Raw genomic sequence first — 18,143 nt, 5'->3', positions numbered from 1 at the left:
ACTGACGGTCACTGCCGACAGGGCAGGCCCCGTCCCCGGTGACGTGCCGGAGGCGGGGCCTGCCCTGTCGGGTGGGTGCCGGAGCGTCGGGTCCACACGGCGATGACCATGCCGACCCGGGTGCGGCCCCCGCGCTGGAGCGGGGGCCGCGCCGCGCCGTTCGGACAGGGGCTACTTCAGTCCGAAGGCCCGGGTGATCTCCTGACTGACGGTGAATCCGTCGGGGCCGGTCGCGGACGCGCGCAGGGAGACGAACGCGCCAGGCAGGTCCTTGGTGGTGAACTTCGCGGCCCAGCGGCCGTCGGCCGTCTTCGCGAGCGGCACCGCGCTCCAGGTCCGGCCGTCGTCGTACGAGACGGACAGCGCGGCCGTCCGGCCCTTGACCTGCTCGCCGGCGAACCAGTGCTGGGTCTCGGCACCCAGCCCGATCGTGAGCTTCCGCCCCGCTTCGGCGTCGCCCCGCAGGTCCGTGGGCACGTTGAAGGAGAGGTTGAGCAGCTTCAGGTCGTACTGGCCGTAGTCTCCCTCCGCGTTCGGGTGGTGCGTGAACCCGTACTCGGTGCGGACCTTCGTCGAGGTCCGCCAGACCTCGGCGTCGCGGGAGGACACGGCCTCCACACGGTAGGGCTTGGTCTGCCGGGGCAGGTTCACCGAGAAGGCCCGGCCCGTCGACTGCTTGACCAGCGTCTGCCCGTCGTACAGGGAGATGGTGCCCGCGTCGTACTCGGCGTTCGGCATCGCTCCCGAGTGGCCTCGGCCCGAGTCGGACCACATCGGGATGTTGACCTGGATCCCGCTGTTGGTCGTCACCGTGCTGACGTACCCGGAGCCGAAGCGCGGGTGCTGCACCGGCGCGAACCACTTGGCGGTGTAGGAGTGGCCGGCGCGGTACCGGTCCTTGTCACCGCGCTGCTCCAGGTCGGCGAAGTAGTCGAAGCCGGCCTTGTGGTTCTCGTACCAGAAGCTGTTCCCCTCCTGGGGGGTGACGTACTCGGTGCGCACGTGCGGGAAGCTCTCGTACTCCCCCAGGCCCACACCGCGGCCGCGGCCGATCTCCCGGACCGGGACGTAGTAGCGGAAGCCGCTGCCCACGGTGGACTTGTGGCCGTGGTACTCGCTGGTGACCTTGGCCAGGTCGTCCGTGTCGGGCCGGTAGTCGAGGGGGCGGTCCGGGATCGCGTCGCGGTACACGCGCGTCAGGTCGAAGAGGTAGTCGGGGAAGCGCTTCTGGTCCACCTTCAGGACGCCTCGGCCCGACTTCGCCTCGGTGATCAGCCGCGCGCCGTCGCCGGCCCTGGCGGAGGCCACGGTGATCTCCTGGCTGCCGTAGCCCTCGTACAGGCGGCCCCGGCCGTCGTTCACGCTGACCAGCAGGGCGGCGCCGGCCGCGGCGGCGTTCCTGCCGCGGGTCGCGGCGTCGACCTCGTCACTGCGCTCGACGATCACGGCCTTGCCCCGGGCGTCGATCCCCGCGTAGTCGGCCTCCGCGCCCTTGCCCGCGTACACGGTCGCGAGCCTGCTGCGGCCGTCCTTGAACGCGGTGCCGTTCTGACCGGTCAGCTGCACGTCACGCCCGCTGCCCGTCTCGGCGTCGAGGAATTCCTCCCGCAGCCGCCAGCGCGTCATCATGGTGAACTCGCCCTCGGTGACCTTCTTGGTCGGGCCGAGGTAGACCGTGTCGTAGGAGGGCAGCAGGACGAACTGGCTGTCGAAGCCCACGCCGCCGGACCCGGTGCCGTCCTCGTACATCCGGTGGAAGTCGAGGATCGTCTGGGAGACCTCGGCCTCCTTCGGCGCCCTCACGTCGGCGGCGCGTGCCTTGCTCGCGTCCAGGGTCACCGTGGTCGGCCCGGCCACCACCGTCTCGGGGGCGGTGAGGACGGCCACGCCCAGCGAGTCGGGGCGCTCGCCCTCGACGTCGAGATAGCTCCAGGCGGTGTACGTGCCCGGAGGCACCCGCAGGGTGGTCTTCCCCTGGACGGCGACCGAGAAGGGGCTCCGGTTGCCCTTGAAGGTGAGCGCCACGACGCCGTTGGCGGGCTTGCCGTCCCGGCCCTTCAACTCCAGTGTGTAGTCGTAGAGTTCGCGCTCCTTGTAGAGCGCGAAGCCGGTGTGGGCCGCGACGGTGTCACCGTCGCGGGCGATGACCTGGCCGGAGAAGGAGGTGTTGGGGACGACGTTCGTCGGGTCCAGCGTCAGCGTCACATCGGCGGAGCCGTTCGCGGGGACGGTGACGGTGGATGCCGACAGGGTGTAGGCCGGGTCGGCGGTGTCGAGGGACAGGCCGAGCGTGACGTCGGCGTCGCCCGTGTTGCGGTACGTGAGGGTGCGCTCGGTCTTCGCCGCACCCTGGTGGGGCCACTTGTAGACCGCGGCCGCGACGGAACCGGTGGCCTCGATCGTCGTGTCGACGGCCTGGGCGACGTCCAGTCGCCCCGTCCCCATCGAGTAGGGGCTGTACGCGTCCAGCTTCTTCGAGGAGGACATCAGCGCATTCTTGATGCGCTGACCGTCCCAGTCGGGATGGCGCTGCTTGAGGACGGCGGCGGCGCCCGCGACGTGCGGGGTGGCCATGGAGGTGCCGTTCATCGAGCGGTACATGCCGCCCGTCCACCCCGGCACCGCCTGCGAGGCGGCCGCGTTGATCGCCACCCCGGGGGCCGAGATGTCCGGCTTCAGGGCGTAGGAGCCGACAAGCGGCCCCTGGCTGGAGAACGAGGCGCGCTGATCGGACTTGTCCACCGCGGCGACGGTCAACGCGGAGGCGGCCGAGGCGGGCGAGCTGACGCTGCCGGGGCTGGAGGAGTTGCCGGCCGCGATCACGAAGAGCGGGCCGCCGTTCGCCGACAGGGCGTTCACGGCCTGCGCCTCGGGCGAGTCTCCGTCGTCGCCGCCCTGCGAGCCGAGGCTCATGGAGACGATGTCGGCGCCTTGGACCTTCGCCCACTCCATGCCCTCGACGATGCCGGACTCGCTGCCGTAGCCGCTGTCGGCGAGCACCTTGCCGATGAGCAGACTTGCACCCGGCGCCACGCCCTTGTTCGCACCGCCCGAGGCGGCACCGGAGCCCACCACCGTGGAGGCGACGTGCGTGCCATGGCCGTGGCCGTCGGTGACCTCCTCACCGGGGATGAAGCTCTTCGTCCCGACGATGCGGTCCTTGACGTCCGGGTGCGTCGGGTCGATGCCGCTGTCCAGTACGGCGACCTTGGTCCCCGTACCGTCGAAGCCCTTCGCCCACGCCTGCGGGGCGCCGACCTGCGGTACGGACTCGTTGAGGGCGACCTTCACCCGCCCGTCGAGCCAGAGCTTTCCGATGCCTCCGTCGAGCGTCCGCGCGTTCTTCGCGGCCGGTGTGACGGCGTCCCAGAAGGCGCGGGCCTGGTCCTTGTCGGCCTTGAGGGCGGTCGCGTCGATCGATTCGAGCGTACGGACCTTGGCCGCGCCCTTCGGGGTCGCCGGGGGCTGCGCGGAGCGGGACCTGGGGGCGGAGGCGATCACCGGGATACCGTCCGCACGCTCGTCGTGGAGGTCCATCTCGGCGAGTTCGGTGATGTTGAACAGCCGGTGGTCGACGCGGTCGGCGGCCAGCAGCGGCAGCACCTCGGCCGGGAGCACGTAGGTGTCGTCGCCGTAACGCTGGATGTGCACGCCGCCGGTCGCGCCCTCGGGGCGGTCGACCGTCACGACATCGTTGCCACCGGCGATCTGCCGGTAGTGCACGACGTCTCCGGTGATCAGTGTGATGTCGTAGGACTCGGTGCTGCTGCCGTGCCGCGGGGTCTGTGGCACGCCCGTCGTGTCGGCGTTCGCCGCGCTCTGGGGCAGCAGCAGCCCGCTGCCGAGCGCGAGCACGGTAGCGGAGGCGGCCAGCGCGGACCGCTGTCTGGATATGAGGATCATGCCCCGAGATCTTTGTGGAGCATGTCCCTCCGCGCACCCGTTCGCGTACGGCGGTTAGCCGCCATGGCGCCAACCCGCCGCACGTCGGCGGGACTTGCCCCGGTACGTCGGCCACGACCGCTGTTCGGGGGCAGCTCTTCGGCCTCGGCGGAACGACGTTCGGGCGCGGCTTGCCCCACCGTGGGGGGGGGCGGAACGCGGGGATTCCACGGCTCGGTCACCTCCACGCTTGACCTCAACCGTGGTTGAGGGGCGATGGTCGTGCCATGACCTCACAGAACTCGACGATTCTCCTGTTCCGGAACACCATGCGCATCACCGACGGTCACCTGGAGGGCTTCCGCGAAGCGATCGCCGACGCTGTGGCGTTCGCGGAGCAGCACGGACCGCAGCTCATGGTGGAGACCTTCGTGGACGAGGAGCGGATGCTCGCCCACAGCTTTCAGCTCTACCAGGACTCCGACGCGGTCCGCACGCACTGGAAGCTGGCGGACCCCTACATCCAAGAGGTGATGAAGCACTGCCGGGTGGAGCGCTTCGAGGTGTTCGGTGAACCGGACGCCGATGTGGCAGCGGGCGTACGGTCGGCGCTCGGCGAGCAGGGCGCGCCGACGTTCCACCCGCGCATCGCCGGCTTCGTCCGCTTCACCCCCGGTCCCGGCGCATAGCTCCCGCCTTCCCCATGCGCGGCGTGGGACGACCCGACGTCGGACGACCCGGCGTCGGACGAATCGATGTCGGACGAATCCACGTCGGACGAATCGACGTCGTAAGGCCCGCCGCTCGGGGCGTCGGCGCACGAGGCGCCACCGAGCGGCGAGTTCGGCGAAGGGGAGCCGCCAAGCGAAGGCGGGTGACCGGCTCGCGCCGGCTCGGCTCGCCGGACCTCTCCGCTAACGCACCACGCGGTAGCGGAGATAGACGATCTCGGAGCCGAAGGCACGGTTCTCGAGGAGTTCGAGATTCACTCGGCGCTCGCGTCGGGGAAAGAACGGGGTACCGCCACCGACCAGCACCGGGTAGACCATGGCGCGGTACTCGTCGATCAGGTCCAGCGCTGCCGCCTCGGCGGCGAGGGTCGCGCCACCGATCGCGATCTCCCCCTCCCCCGGCTCGGCGCGCAGCCGCTCGATCTCCTCCGCCAGACCGCCGGAGGCCAGGCGGGCACGGCCCTGCACCTCGGACAGCGTCCTGGAGAACACGACCTTGGGCAGCGAGTTCCAGAGCTCGGTCCACTCGCGCGCGTCGTCGTCGAGCGTCGGGTCCTGGTCGGCCGTCTCCCAGTACAGCATCGTCTCGTACAGCCGGCGCCCCAGCAGGTGGACGCCGAGCTTGCGCGTCTCGTCGATCCAGAAGCGGAACACCTCCGGTTGGGGATCCGTCCAGTCGAAGTCGCCGTCAGGCCCGACGATGTACCCGTCGAGCGACACGCCCATCGCATAGGTCACGCTGCACATCAGAAGCCCTCCTCAATCCCGGGGTCGACAGTACGACGGCCGATGCCGCGGAGTTCATCACGGCTCGCGGAACCGCGTGAGGAGTCACCTCACGGAACGGGTTCGCGGGGACCTCACTGATCGTGAACGTACGGCCTCCCCGTCCACATGATGGCGGGCACACCGGCCGCGACGCCCAGTCGGTTCCAGAAGGTGTCCGAGGGTCACTGAGGCGACTCCTTGGGCGCCACGAGACCCGAGTGACGTCGCCGCACAGGAGAGGCGCATGTGGCGAAAGCCCAGGTCGCCGCCCGTTGTCGCGGTATCGGCGTTTCGGCCACGGCGCCGCAGCGCCTCGCCACTGCACCCACACGGGTCGGTGTAGCAGGCACGAACACGCTTTCGCTCAACGACGGGCCCTTCGTCACGTCCGAAACACGTGTGTTCGAACCCGACCTCGTCATCGTTACACCGGGCAACAACCAGCCTGCACTGCTCCGGAGACCGTCATGCCGCCCTTTCCTGCCGACGCCGCCGCCCCTCCCGCCACCGGTCGCCTCCGGCCTTCGCGGGTTCCGTCCAGCATCCCCGCTCGCCGTAGCCGTGCCGGAACCTCCCCTTCGACATGGACGGACGCGAGGTGGGTGGCATGACGGACGGCTCCGACGTCCCGCCGACCGCGGCGACCGGGGGTGTCTCCCCGTCGGAGCAACTGCTCTTCGGCGGCGAACTGACCTACGACTACGGGTGGGGCACCCACAACGGCGCCTGGCTGAAGCTCAGCCTGCGCACGATGGCCGGCTCGTTGCCCCGACAGGTCGCGGTCGCCGTGCGACTGGCCCGCCGGGCCGACCCGCAGGCGCTCACCACGGTCGTCATCGGCGAGATCGTTCGCGGTGTCACGCAGGCGGTCTCCCTGATCGCGGTCAACTCCCTGCTCGTCGAACTGCTCGCCCCCGGCGACATCACCAGTCGTCTGCGCGCGGCACTGCCGTCACTCACCCTGGTCGCCCTCCTCTCCGTCATCGGCTCGGCCTGCAAGTCGGCTTCGGCCGCCGCGACCGGGATCCTGGAGCCGAAGGTCCAGCGGGTGGCGACCGAGCGATACCTCGGGCTGGTGGCCCAGGTGGAGCTGGAGGCGATCGAGGACGACGCCTTCCACAAGCTCATGGACTCCGCGCAGTGGGGCGCCGAGTCCGCCCGGAGGATGGTCGGCTACTGCACCTCGGTGGTCACCTCCGCGATCTCGCTGATCGCGGCGGCCGGCGTCCTGACGGTACTGCACCCTCTGCTCCTGCCCCTGCTGATGTGCATGGCGCTGCCGAGCGCCTGGGGATCGCTGACCATGGCCCGGCACAGGTACGTCAGTTGGCACCGCTTCGTCCAGCACGCACGGGCCGCCCAGCTGATCAGCAGGCTCCTCATCGACCAGCAGGCCGCGGCCGAGGTCCGCGTTCACGGGGTGGCTCCGTTCCTGCTGACACACTTCCGGCAGATGGCGGAGACCAGTGAGCGGGAGCAGACCCGGCTCGCCTGGATCGGCGCCCGTACGGGCCTGTCCGCGGACGCGGCGCGCGGGATCGCGACCATCGCCACCTACGGAGTCCTCGGGCTGCTGCTGTGGCACGGACACATGGCTCTCGCGGTGGCGGGCACCGCCGTGCTGGCCATCCGTACCGGTTCGGCGAGCATCACGGACCTGGTCCTGCGCGTCACCGACGTACAGGAGGAGTCGATGTTCGTCGCCGACCTGGAGACGCTGTGCGAGGAGGCCGCACGGCGCGCCATTCCCACCGGCGGGCTCGCTCTGCCCCGGCGGGTCGACGAGATCCGGTTCGAGAAGGTGACGTTCACCTACCCCGGCGCGGACAAGCCGTCCCTGCACGAGGTCGACCTCGTCATCCCCCGGGGCAGGACGGTCGCTCTCGTGGGGAAGAACGGCTCGGGCAAGTCGACTCTCGTACGTCTGCTCAGCGGCGCCCGGCTGCCCGACACCGGGCGGGTCCTCTGGGACGGCGTGGACACGGCGCGGGCCGACCGCGCCCAGGTCTTCGACCGTGTCGCCATGGTCGCCCAGGACTTCTACCGCTGGCCCTTCACGGCGCGCGTCAACATCGGCATCGGCCGCAGCAGCGCGCCCATGGACGACGCCGTCATCGAAGCCGCCTCCCTGTACGCGGGCGCCGACGAGGTCGTCGAGAGCCTGCCCCGCGGCCTCTCCACCCTGCTGGCCCGGGGGTACAAGGGCGGGCAGGAGATCTCGGGCGGCCAGTGGCAGAAGATCGGCCTGGCCCGGGCCCGGCTGCGCGACGGGCAGATCCTCATCGTCGACGAGCCGACCAGCGCGCTCGACCCGGCCGCCGAGCAGCGTGTGTTCGACCAGATCCACCACCTCGCCGGCACCGGTCAGACCACCGTCCTGATCACCCACCGGCTGCACAGCGTGAGACATGCCGACCTCATCTACGTCCTGGACAAGGGCCGCGTCGTCGAGCACGGCACGTTCGACCAGCTCATGTCACCGGCGACGAGCACCGGGGCGTTCCGCGAGGCGTACGAGCTGCAGGCCCGTCAGTTCCAGCACCCGGCGGTACCGTTGCAGCCCGCCCCCGCCGAAGGGACGTCGAGTGAGCCGGAAAGCTCCGTCGGCGAGGGCCAGGCGCGGCCGTGAGACTCAGGTCGTGCAATCGGTATGGGGTCCCGCCCGACAGGGCCGCGTGTCGCGATATAGCGCTAGTCTGCTGTTCGCGCCGCTCCCTGCGGCGTGCGAGGCGTCGACGGACCGGGACGGAAGCATGTCGGGAGAGATGTCGCCCAGCGGGGAGCGCTCGGGCCCCGCTTCCGCGCCCGCGCCCGAGGTGCGAGCCTCTCACGCGGACCGCGACCGCGCGGTGGATGTGCTGCGCATCGCCGCAGGGGACGGTCGGCTGACCTCGGACGAGCTGGACGAGCGCCTGGAAGTCGCCCTGTCGGCGCGGACCCTGGGCGAACTGGCCGTGCTCACCGCCGATCTGCCGGCCGTTTCGACCGCCATGGACGGTACTGCGGCCGAACCCAAGGACGTCGTCCGGATCGAGCAGGTGTTCAGCGGCGCCGTCGAACGGACGGGCCGCTGGGTGCTGCCGCGCCGGCTGGAGCTCGCGGTGACCTGGTGCGACGTGACGCTCGACTTCACCGAGGCCGTGATCACGCAGGACACGCTGCGGATCGACGTGGCCATGGCGGGCAAGAGCCTGACGCTGATCACGAGGCCGGGCGTCGAGGTCGATGTCGACGGCCTGACGCTGGTCCACTGCAAGCTCCGGCACCGACCCGCGATGACGCCCCCGGACGCGCCGACCACGCTGCGCGTGGAGCTGGTCGGCCAGAAGACCCACGGCAACGTGGTGGTACGACCGCCACGCCGCACTTTCGGACAGTGGCTGCTCAGGAGACCCGCGTCCCACTGAGACAGGATTCGGTGCCTCGTGAGCCAACACCGAGGCGCGGCCGGGCGGAAACAAGGGGGCTTCTCACGACTTAGAGCGGACCAGCAGGGGGCCGAGACGTCGTACTGACGCTGTTGGCAAATCCTTCGGGCCCTCGACTTCGCCCCGCTGTGTACTGACCAGCTCATCAACGCTGCAGGTCAACACATCTAGTCCCCGGAGTAGCCGAAGATTCCGAGATGGGTCGGCCGGTCGTTGGAATAGAGGATCACGTAGTAGCCGGTCCACCGCATCTGGCACTCACCGAGCAGGCTCTGCTCGTACTCCTCATGGCTCGCTCCGTCATGGGCCGCAGAGACGAGCGCTTCGAACTGCTCCACGGACGGGCGCTCCGTCGCGAAGTGGTGTGCCACACGGTCCATGGCCAGCGGGCGCAAGGTGCCGTAGTCGGCGGGTCTGGACGGCTTCGGCGGGTCATCTGTGGCGACGACCGTGTCGATGTCGACGATCGAATGGGTGCCCTCAGTCCCCATGAACTCCTCGTCCGCGTACAACTCCTCCAGGCTTCGGTACCGGGCGCCGCCGCCGTATTGCTCCTGAAACACCGTGGACCGCAACGTCGCAACGGCCGCCTCGACATCGCCGTCAAAGCCCGTGATGTAGTCCCATCCGCTGGCACCCATCGAGCACCGTCCTCCCTGAAGATCGTCGATGCCCGGACGGTAGCGGCTCGGACTGACAACGCCCGGGCTCCTGGCCGCAGCGCCCCCTGGCGCCATCAGCAGCAGCAATGGGCCTGAATCCTTGCGAGTTCGGCGTCGCGGATCTCTGTCAGTGCCGGGGCCTACCGTGCGGCCATGTCGTTCACTCTGCCCCATGGCCTGCCTTCAGGCCGGTTCATGTCTCACGGCCCCATGCACGTATGGGTATCGGATGCGCTCCCCCAGGACATCGGAGAACTCTGGCCCCGCTTGCTGAGCGAACAGAGCGCAGGCGGCCTGGTCCCGCTCGTCTGCTCACCCCACACAGTGGGAACACCTCTGGGCTTGGAGAACGTCGACTCCGTGCGTCTGGACGAGGAGCTGGCATCGGACTTCGCGGAGTACCGCCGCAGGCGACTGTCCAGCTGGACGAACCTGACACCGGCGTGGGCACCTGACGGAATCGAGCCGTGGCCTCACGATCCCGGACCGCCTTTCGAAGGGTGGCCGGGCCTCGCGCCGGAGAACCCGGTCAGGAGCGAGGGACCGACGCCCGAGGAGGCCGCGACGAGCCTCCTCGCCAGGCTCATCGAGACGGGTGAATACGGGGCGGAGGCCGGGCGGCTCGTGCTCGTCCCTGCCCGACGCAGCAGCGACGCTCTGGCACTGATCGGCTGGTCCGCGGAAGCGCCACTGCCCCTGCTGTGTTCACTCCTGCGCAGCTGGGAGCGTCGCTTCGGTGCCCGAGTGGTGGCGGTGTCCGACAGCGAACTGCACGTCTCGGTCGCGAGACCACCCGTGGATGCCGATCATGCGAACCTGCTCGCGTTGGAGCACGTGCTGTCCACTGCGGACAACATCGTCGATGACCCACCCACGCCGTTCCCCGAGTACGCGGCGGACCTTGTGGGGCGGACGTCCTGGTCGTTCTGGTGGGATTAGGCGTGGTGTCGGGTGCGTGGTGGCCCGGACGGGTCTTCACCCTGACAGCGAGAGAACGAGCCTCCGGCCGGTCACGGGCACGAGTGGCTCGACAGGCAGAGCGGCTCCCACCCTCGGGATTACAAGCAATCAGGGCTCGGCCATCGCTCCCTCCCGTGCGTCCGACGCCACCGCGGGATCGTTGGCCGTCACGGTGCGACCCACGTGGACACGTAGCGGAACTCGCCTCTCGGGCCCTCCTGGAGGGAGTAGGGCTGCCAGATGAGGGGATAGGTGCCGCGCAGCGTCCGGGTGTTGGGGCGGTAGTCGCCGCCGCCCCACAGCAGTTCGCCGGTGAGGGTGCGGCCTTCGTGGATGCGGAAGGCCGCGTCCCTGGTCTCGCGTGCGCCGTCTTTGGGAGGCGTCCACAGCGTCCTGTCGTTGGTCAGGAGCAGCGCGAGACCGTTCTGGTTTGGGTCAGTGCAGTATCGCTCCAGTCGGGCGATGTCGGTGACGAAGCCCAGCCGTCCGAGGTCGGTGGCGGCGTGTGACGCCAAGGCGTACTCCTCCCCCAGTGGTCCGGCCGCGCCGGACCACCGTGCTGTGAAGTACTTGAACTCCACCGCTGTGCGGGCCTTCGGGCCGATGCACATCAGATCGAGGTGCTCGGCCCCGTCCGTCTCCGCCAGAGGCTGTCGGACCTCCAGGCGGGACTGGATCGCCGGTGCCAGTTCCCACAGCGCCCGGGCGAAGCTGTGCTGCAGATCCGCTTCCGAGTGGAACACCGGCCTGTCACGGCGGAGTCGGGCGATGACGTCGGTCAGCGGTATCTCCCCCGCGATCAGCCCGGCCCCGTGCGGCCCCTGCGCACTCACCGGGCCTCGCACACGCGGTTGTTCCGTACGTCGGCCCTTCTTGGTGCAGCCATATGCCCCCCACCTCGTCGTACGTTCGGTACGACCGTAGTGGCAGCCCGCCATCGCACGCTCGCAGTTCGTCGCATTGCCGAGACGGGCAACCGGCTTCGAGGGCAGACCATGGCTCGTCCCGTCGTCCGTGCCGAGGGGCGACTGCGCCCCGCGCCGTACACTCCCGTCGAACACCCGGTATGTGGCCCTTTGGAGGAGGAGCATGAAGTCCGTCCGAGAGATCGAGCTTCTGGCTGAGCAGGCACATGCCGGACAGGTCGACAAGGTCGGCGTTCCCTACATCGAGCACGTCCGCGCGGTGGCCGCCGGGCTCGCACCGCTCGGCGAAGCGCTGGTGATGGCCGGCTTCCTGCACGACGTCCTGGAGGACACCGACTGGACCGCCGACGGGCTGCTGGGCGCCGGTGTTCCCGCGCGGGTCGTCGCGATCGTCCAGGCGGTGACCAACCAGCCGGGAATGGCGTACGAGGAGAAGGTCCGGCACATCACCGCCGACCCGCAGGCGACGCTCGTGAAGATCGCCGACAACGCGCACAACTCCCGACCCGACCGCGCCGCCCAGTTGCCGCCGGAGATCCGGGAACGACTCGCCGCGAAGTACCGGGGCGCACGCGCCCTGCTCTGGCCCGCGGCCGACCGGGCCGACATCGAGTCCATCGTCCGCATCGTCAATCCGGCTCTCCTCCCCGAGCTCGACGAGCACCCCACCCGCTCGCGTGCTTGAGGAGTGACGCGCGCGGCGGCTCTCGCCGCCGTGGCGATCGTCGCCAAGGCGAGGCGTCATCGACGCAGACCGTCGCCGTCGCGGTCGTCGTCAAGGCGAGACGTCGTCGACGCGGATCGTCCCCGTCGCGGTCGTCGTCAAGGCGAGACGTCGTCGACGCGGATCGTCCCCGTCGCGATCGTCGCCAAGGCGAGGCGTCATCGACGCAGACCGTCGCCGTCGCGATCGTCGTCAAGGCGAGACGCCGTCGACGCGGATCGTCCCCGTCGCGGTCGTCGTCAAGGCCGGTCGTCGTCGACGCAGATCGTCGTCAAGGCGGGTCGCCGTCGACGCAGATCGTCGTCATGGCGGTCGTCGTCGACACAGATCACCGGCAAGGCGGTCGTCGGCGACGCAGTGCGTCGTCCCGAAGCCTCGTCGCTGAGGCGGATCGTCGCCCCGGTCGCGTGCCCTGCCCGATCGATCCGGGATGGGCAAGGCCGGCGCCCCCAGGGATGGGGTGAACCGCCGTGCTGTGGGTAGGGGCGGATCGGAAGGCCGATGCGATGACGCACCACGAGTGGCTTCTGCTGTCCGGTGAGCGCGGTAATCACGCGACGCGCCTGGACGCGTCGCGCGCGGACGGTGTGGCGTGGTCCGAGGGGAACGAGGCACGGCCCCTGGTGCACGGCGCCGCCTACTTCCGGGAGCTCCTGGACTCCATCCGCGCGATGCGCGCCGGTGACCTGCTCCTGTTCACCGACTGGCGTGGCGATCCCGACGAGAGGCTCGACGGGGACGGCACCGACATCGGCACGGTCCTCTGCGAAGCCGCCGAGCGCGGGGTCATCGTCAAGGGGCTGCTGTGGCGCTCCCACCTGGACAACTTCCACTTCAGTCAGGAGCAGAACCTCCACCTCGGCAAGGAGATCGAGGCAGCGGGCGGCGAGTGCCTGCTCGACATGCGGGTGCGGCCCGGTGGGTCGCACCACCAGAAGATGGCCGTGCTGCGCCATCCCGGCCGCGAGGAGCTGGACGTCGCCTATGTCGGCGGGATCGATCTCTGCCACAACCGCAACGACGACGCCACGCATCGCGGCGACCGTCAGTCTCTGAGGATGGCGTCCGCCTACGGCCCGCACCCGCCCTGGCACGACGTCCAGCTCGCCCTGCGCGGGCCGGTGGTCGGGGACGTCGAAGCGGTGTTCCGCGAACGGTGGGAGGACCCGTCGCCGCTCTCTCGGAGCCCGCTCACGCGCCTGCGTCAGCTGCTGCACCGCGAGGACACCGACGCGGGCCGTCTGCCTCCGCAGGCGCCGGACCCCGCGCCCCGCGGCACGCACGTCGTGCAGCTGCTCCGCACCTATCCGAACCGGCTGCTGCACGGATACCCCTTCGCCCCGGACGGGGAGCGCAGCATCGCACGGGGATACCTCAAGGCGCTGATGCGCGCCCGGACGCTGATCTACGTCGAGGACCAGTACCTGTGGTCCCCGCGCGTCGTCGCCTGCTTCGCCCGGGCGCTCGCCGGGCATCCGGGACTGCGGCTGATCGCCGTCGTCCCCTCGGTCCCGGAGCAGGACGGCCGGATCACGCTGCCCATGAACCTCGTCGGACGGATCAAGGCGCTGGAGGAGCTGCGCCGCGCCGGCGGTGACCGGATCGCGGTGTACGGCGTGGAGAACAGGGCGGGGACCCCCGTCTACGTGCATGCCAAGGTGTGCGTCATCGACGACGTCTGGGCGTCGGTCGGCTCCGACAACATCAATCTCCGCTCGTGGACCCACGATTCCGAGCTCAGCTGCGCCGTGATCGACGAGCGTACGGACCCGCGGCCGCCCCACGACCCCGGGGGACTCGGTGACGGCGCTCGCGTCTTCGCCAGGAGTCTGCGTCTGGAACTGATGTCCGAGCACCTGGGAGCCCTCGACCACGGGACAGCCGGGGGTGGGGGCGAGCGGTCCCGTCCGGCCGGGGAGGCGGAGGGATGGGCGGCGGACGCGCTGTGCGATCCCGTGGCCGCCTTCAGCGCCTTCGCGGAGACGGCCGCCGCTCTGGACGGCTGGTACGACGGCGGGTGCCGCGGCCCCAAGCCCGCGGGGCGGCTGCGTCGCTACGTCCCCGAGCCGTTGGGCCGAAAGGAGATGCTGCTGGCGACTCCCCCGCACCACCTCCTGGTCGATCCCGACGGCCGCCCGCTGGGTCTGCGCCGCCGCCACCTCTTCTGACGGCGCCGGGGAGGTCACACTCCTCTGACGGCGCCGGGGAGGTCACCGCTCCGGGGGTGACGGGCTGTTCGCGTGGGGCTGCGGGAACAGCGCCACGAGCACCCGTTGGAATCGCGCGGTCATCTCGTCGGCGGTCTGTTCGGGGTGGTGACGCCACCAGCCGACCGCGGAACTCACCGTGCCGTACCAGAGGTGCGTGACGAGGTCGGCGTCGAGCGGGTCGGCGGCCGGCGAGGGGCCGAGGATCTCCGCGACACCGACCGCTCCCATGGTGTTGAGCTCGCGCCGGTACGCGAGGGCCGCGCCATGGAGGTCGGTGTCGGCCGCCACCGTGGTGTCGTAGACGAGTTCCCAGTCGTGCAGACGCGACTCGAGCGCCCGGAAGACGGCCTCCATGGTGCGTGCCGCGCGCGCGATGTCGTGCGATCCGTCCTGCGCCGACGCGACCGCCGCGACGAGGCGGGACCCCGCGCGGTCCAGGCAGGCACGGTAGAGGCCGTCCTTGGACCCGAAGTACTCGTAGATCATGGGCTTGCTGATCCCGGCGCGCGCCGCGACGGCCGCGGTCGAGCCGCGCACGTAGCCCTTGGTGCCGAACTCCTCCGCCGCCGCGTCCAGGATCAGCAGCTCGCGGTCCTTGCGGGGCATGCCCTTGGTGCCGACCCCGCGCGCGTTCTTCTCCTGCTTGCTCATGAGTGCACCCTATGCCAATCTTACCGCGCGTTAACTTACCCAGCGTTCAGATCGGTGGTGGCGGGATGCAAGGCAGGACGCGTTCGTGGTGGGGATGGGGACACGTCGAGGACGCGGTGGTGGGCGCGGAGCGCGAGGAGCTGACCCGCAGGGTCTCCGAGTTGCTGCCGGGAGCGGACCTGACGCCGCACACGGCTCCGCCGGTCGAGGCATTCGGTGTGGGCGCGAGCAGGGTGGAGGCGCCGTCGGCCCTGGCCTCGATCGTCTCGGAGGACGTACGGGACCGGCTGGCGCACAGCCACGGGCAGGCGTTCCGTGACGTCGTCCGGGCGCTGCTCGGGAAGCTGCCGCACGTGCCCGATCTCGTCGTGCGTCCGACCTCGGAGGCGGAGGTCGTCCAGGTGCTCGACTGGTGCGGCGAGGCCGGCATCGCGGCCATCCCCTTCGGCGGTGGGTCCTCCGTCGTGGGAGGTGTCGAGCCGCGCGTCGGCGGTGACTACGCGGGGGCGGTCAGCCTGGACCTGACCTCGATGGACCGGGTTCTGGAGGTCGACAGGACCAGCCGGGCCGCGCTCGTACAGGCCGGAGTCCTCGGCCCCCACCTGGAGGACCAGCTGCGGCCACAGGGCTACACCCTGCGGTTCTTCCCCCAGTCGTTCGAGTTCTCCACTCTCGGCGGCTGGCTGGCCACGCGCGCCGGAGGGCATTTCGCCACGGTCCTCACCCACATCGACGACCTCACCGAGTCGCTCCGGGTGGTCACTCCCGCCGGTGTCGTCGCGTCCCGTCGGCTGCCCGCCTCGGGCGCGGGCCCGTCCCCCGACCGGATGTTCCTGGGTTCCGAGGGGTCCCTGGGCGTCATCACGCAGGCGTGGGTACGGCTCCAGGACCGGCCCCGTTGGCGGGCGGGAGCCTCGGTGGGCTTCGCCGACTACGACGCCGGGGTGAACGCCGTCCGCGCCCTGTCCCAGTCCGGGCTGCACCCTTCCAACTGCCGCCTCCTGGACCCCGTGGAGGCGTTCATCAACGCCGGCTCCCCGACGGCCGTCCTGGTGCTCGGCTTCGAATCCGCGGACCACCCCGTCACCGCGTGGATGGAACGCGCTCTGGAACTCTGCCGTGACCACGGCGGGACCCTGGCCGAACCGGCGCGCCACACCGACACCGCCGATCAGTCCGCGCACAGCGGAGCCGCCGACACCTGGCGCTCGTCGTTCGTCCGGATGCCGTACCAGCGCGACGCGCTCGCGGCGCGGAGCATGATCGTGGAGACCTTCGAGACCGCCTGCACCTGGGACCGCTTCGACGGGCTCCGCGCCGCCGTCAACGAGGCGGCCCAGGACGCGATGCGCCAGGTCGGCGCCACGGGCGTGGTGACCTGCCGGTTCACCCACGTCTACCCCGACGGTCCCGCCCCGTACTTCGGCATCTACGCCGCAGGGACCTGGGGCAGGACGGTGGAGCAGTGGGACGAGATCAAGGCGGCGGTGTCCGAGGCGCTGCTCGCCTCCGGAGGCACCATCACCCACCACCACGCGGTGGGCCGCGACCACAGGCCCTGGTACGACCGACAGCGCCCGGACCTGTTCGCCGCCGCCCTCCGGGCGGGCAAGGCGACGCTCGATCCGGCGGGCATCCTCAACCCCGGCGCCGTGATCGACCCGCTGGGCAGGCCCTGACGGGGCGCGGTGCCCGTGCTGCCCGGCGGTTCAGGTGACTGCCGGACGGCTGTCGTCCGCTGGGGCCGGGACAGTGCTGAACTCCGTCCTGTCCCGGACCACGGACGAGCCCCCGGCACCACCGCGCCGACGATCCGGCGCGCCTGCCATCGCCACCTGTGCGCCGTCTCCGTCCCGCCACGACGTACGTCGGATCACCTCGGCGGGTCCTCGCCCGTGAGCCCGTCGACGGATTCGCGGATGAGGTCGGCGTGACCGGCGTGGCGGGCGTACTCCTCGATCAGGTCGAGGAGAATGCGGCGCAGGTTGGGGCGTTCGCCGCTACGGGTGGTGTAGGCACCGAGCTGGTCCAGCCCGCCCGCGCCGAGCGCGTCGTCGACGATGGCACGGGAGCGGGCGACCGATTCCTGCCAGAGGGCGAGCAGGTGCTCGGGGGCGTCCTCCGCTGCGGAGCGGTAGTCCCAGTCGGGAGTGGTCTCCCAGTCGACGGTGTCCCAGGGAGCGCCGACGGGGGAGGCGAGCCACAGCCGGGCGAAGTGGCTGTCCTCCACGTGCGCCAGGTGTTTGAGCAGGCCGCCCAGGGTGATCGTGGATGTGCCGAGTGTGGCGCGAAGGCCGGATGCGTCCAGGCCGGAGCACTTCCAGGCCAGCGTGGCCCGCTGGCGTTCGAGGGCGCCGAGGACGGCTGCCGCCTCGGTGCCTGCGAGCGGAGGTTCGGGCCACGCTTCGGCTGCGGTCTCAGTCATGGCCGCAGACCCTAGCGGACCGCGCTGACAGTGGGCCGACGGGTGAACGGCCTCCCCCGAGGACGCCGTCCGAACCTCCGGACCTCCGTCCGGGTCGCCACGTCCACAGGGGAGTCCGTCGAACTCCCACCCGGCTGGCAGACAGACAACGTGGGCCGAGCCCCGACCCGGTAAGTATGATCAAGCGATGTCTGACATGACCGAGACCACGCCCGGCTGGCTGACCACCGATGAGCTGGACATCGCCAGGGCCCAGATGCCGATCCTGTACGTCGAGGCCGTGCCCGTGCGCGTCGACGACAGCGGTGAAGTCACCAGTATCGGAGTGCTTCTGAGGATCCGTGAGGACGGGACGATCAACCGGACCCTGGTCTCCGGCCGTGTCATGCACCACGAGCGGGTCCGTGACGCGCTGCTGCGTCATCTGGAGAAGGACCTGGGCCCGGTGGCCCTGCCTCGTGTTCCCGCCTCCTTGCAGCCCTTCACGGTCGCCGAGTACTTCCCCACGGCGGGCATCACCCCCTACCACGACCCACGCCAGCACGCGGTCTCCCTCGCGTACATCGTGCCGGTCACCGGTGACTGCCGCCCGCGTCAGGACGCGCTGGACCTGGTGTGGTTCAGCCCCCAGGAGGCGGCCTCGGCAGCGGTCCAGGGCGAGATGCCGGGCGGCCACGGCGTGCTGCTGAAGCAGGCTCTCGCCCACGTGGGACACGCGTACTGAGGTCCCTGGTCGCGGCGGACACCGACAGCCGCGTACTGAGATCCCTGGTCGC

14 protein-coding genes are annotated in these 18,143 nt (G+C 70.5%); 8 read left to right on the top strand and 6 right to left on the bottom strand.

Annotated features, from left to right (window positions below; genetic code table 11):
* Nucleotides 1–171 precede the first annotated feature (171 nt).
* A complete protein-coding gene (locus tag AB0D99_RS22310) occupies nt 172–3,903 on the bottom strand; it encodes a S8 family serine peptidase (protein WP_362364759.1) in 3,732 nt (1,243 codons plus the stop codon).
* A gap of 266 nt (nt 3,904–4,169) precedes the next feature.
* Between AB0D99_RS22310 and AB0D99_RS22305 the strand changes: the two genes are divergently transcribed.
* The gene (locus AB0D99_RS22305; RefSeq protein WP_362364756.1) at nt 4,170–4,571 is read left to right on the top strand and encodes a hypothetical protein; all 402 of its coding nucleotides are present in this window, start codon (nt 4,170–4,172) and stop codon (nt 4,569–4,571) included.
* A 225-nt stretch (nt 4,572–4,796) separates the two neighbouring features.
* Here AB0D99_RS22305 and AB0D99_RS22300 read toward each other — a convergent pair whose 3' ends face one another.
* Entirely contained in the window at nt 4,797–5,360 is a 564-nt protein-coding gene (locus AB0D99_RS22300; protein WP_362364753.1) for a dihydrofolate reductase family protein, read from the bottom strand.
* A 628-nt stretch (nt 5,361–5,988) separates the two neighbouring features.
* Between AB0D99_RS22300 and AB0D99_RS22295 the strand changes: the two genes are divergently transcribed.
* Together AB0D99_RS22295 and AB0D99_RS22290 are read left to right on the top strand one after the other, a co-directional pair.
* Nucleotides 5,989–8,010, top strand: coding sequence for an ABC transporter ATP-binding protein (locus AB0D99_RS22295; RefSeq protein WP_362364750.1), 2,022 nt, complete (start codon nt 5,989–5,991; stop codon nt 8,008–8,010).
* A 124-nt stretch (nt 8,011–8,134) separates the two neighbouring features.
* Nucleotides 8,135–8,788, top strand: coding sequence for a DUF1707 domain-containing protein (locus AB0D99_RS22290; protein ID WP_362364747.1), 654 nt, complete (start codon nt 8,135–8,137; stop codon nt 8,786–8,788).
* Between the two features lie 188 nt (nt 8,789–8,976).
* Here the strand turns inward: AB0D99_RS22290 and AB0D99_RS22285 are convergent, their stop codons facing one another.
* Entirely contained in the window at nt 8,977–9,558 is a 582-nt protein-coding gene (locus tag AB0D99_RS22285; RefSeq protein ID WP_362364744.1) for a hypothetical protein, read from the bottom strand.
* 255 nt (nt 9,559–9,813) lie between these two features.
* Here AB0D99_RS22285 and AB0D99_RS22280 point away from each other — a divergent pair, with 255 nt between their 5' ends.
* Nucleotides 9,814–10,410 (top strand): DUF4253 domain-containing protein, encoded by a 597-nt coding sequence (locus tag AB0D99_RS22280; protein ID WP_362364741.1) that lies wholly within the window; start codon nt 9,814–9,816, stop codon nt 10,408–10,410.
* A gap of 188 nt (nt 10,411–10,598) precedes the next feature.
* Here the strand turns inward: AB0D99_RS22280 and AB0D99_RS22275 are convergent, their stop codons facing one another.
* Nucleotides 10,599–11,264, bottom strand: coding sequence for a hypothetical protein (locus AB0D99_RS22275; RefSeq protein WP_362364738.1), 666 nt, complete (start codon nt 11,262–11,264; stop codon nt 10,599–10,601).
* A 256-nt stretch (nt 11,265–11,520) separates the two neighbouring features.
* Here AB0D99_RS22275 and AB0D99_RS22270 point away from each other — a divergent pair, with 256 nt between their 5' ends.
* Nucleotides 11,521–12,042: an HD domain-containing protein gene (locus tag AB0D99_RS22270; RefSeq protein ID WP_362364735.1), complete on the top strand. Its 522-nt coding sequence runs from the start codon at nt 11,521–11,523 to the stop codon at nt 12,040–12,042.
* 545 nt (nt 12,043–12,587) lie between these two features.
* Nucleotides 12,588–14,249, top strand: coding sequence for a phospholipase D family protein (locus tag AB0D99_RS22265; protein WP_362364732.1), 1,662 nt, complete (start codon nt 12,588–12,590; stop codon nt 14,247–14,249).
* A 42-nt stretch (nt 14,250–14,291) separates the two neighbouring features.
* On the opposite strand, the gene AB0D99_RS22260 is transcribed toward AB0D99_RS22265, so the two are convergent.
* A complete protein-coding gene (locus AB0D99_RS22260; RefSeq protein WP_362364729.1) occupies nt 14,292–14,942 on the bottom strand; it encodes a TetR/AcrR family transcriptional regulator in 651 nt (216 codons plus the stop codon).
* A 65-nt stretch (nt 14,943–15,007) separates the two neighbouring features.
* On the opposite strand from AB0D99_RS22260, the gene AB0D99_RS22255 reads away from it, so the two are divergent.
* Nucleotides 15,008–16,621 (top strand): FAD-binding oxidoreductase, encoded by a 1,614-nt coding sequence (locus AB0D99_RS22255; protein ID WP_362364726.1) that lies wholly within the window; start codon nt 15,008–15,010, stop codon nt 16,619–16,621.
* Nucleotides 16,622–16,815: 194 nt separating this feature from the next.
* Here AB0D99_RS22255 and AB0D99_RS22250 read toward each other — a convergent pair whose 3' ends face one another.
* Entirely contained in the window at nt 16,816–17,367 is a 552-nt protein-coding gene (locus tag AB0D99_RS22250) for a DinB family protein (RefSeq protein WP_362364723.1), read from the bottom strand.
* A gap of 187 nt (nt 17,368–17,554) precedes the next feature.
* Here AB0D99_RS22250 and AB0D99_RS22245 point away from each other — a divergent pair, with 187 nt between their 5' ends.
* On the top strand, nt 17,555–18,091 hold the full coding sequence (locus AB0D99_RS22245) for an NUDIX hydrolase family protein (RefSeq protein WP_362364721.1): 537 nt from the start codon (nt 17,555–17,557) through the stop codon (nt 18,089–18,091).
* The last annotated feature ends 52 nt before the right edge of the window (nt 18,092–18,143 follow it).

Source organism: Streptomyces sp. NPDC047971 (assembly GCF_040653355.1).
Classification (GTDB): domain Bacteria; phylum Actinomycetota; class Actinomycetes; order Streptomycetales; family Streptomycetaceae; genus Streptomyces.
Note: the sequence above shows the minus strand (reverse complement) of the source record. Positions and strands in the feature narration are given on the sequence as shown.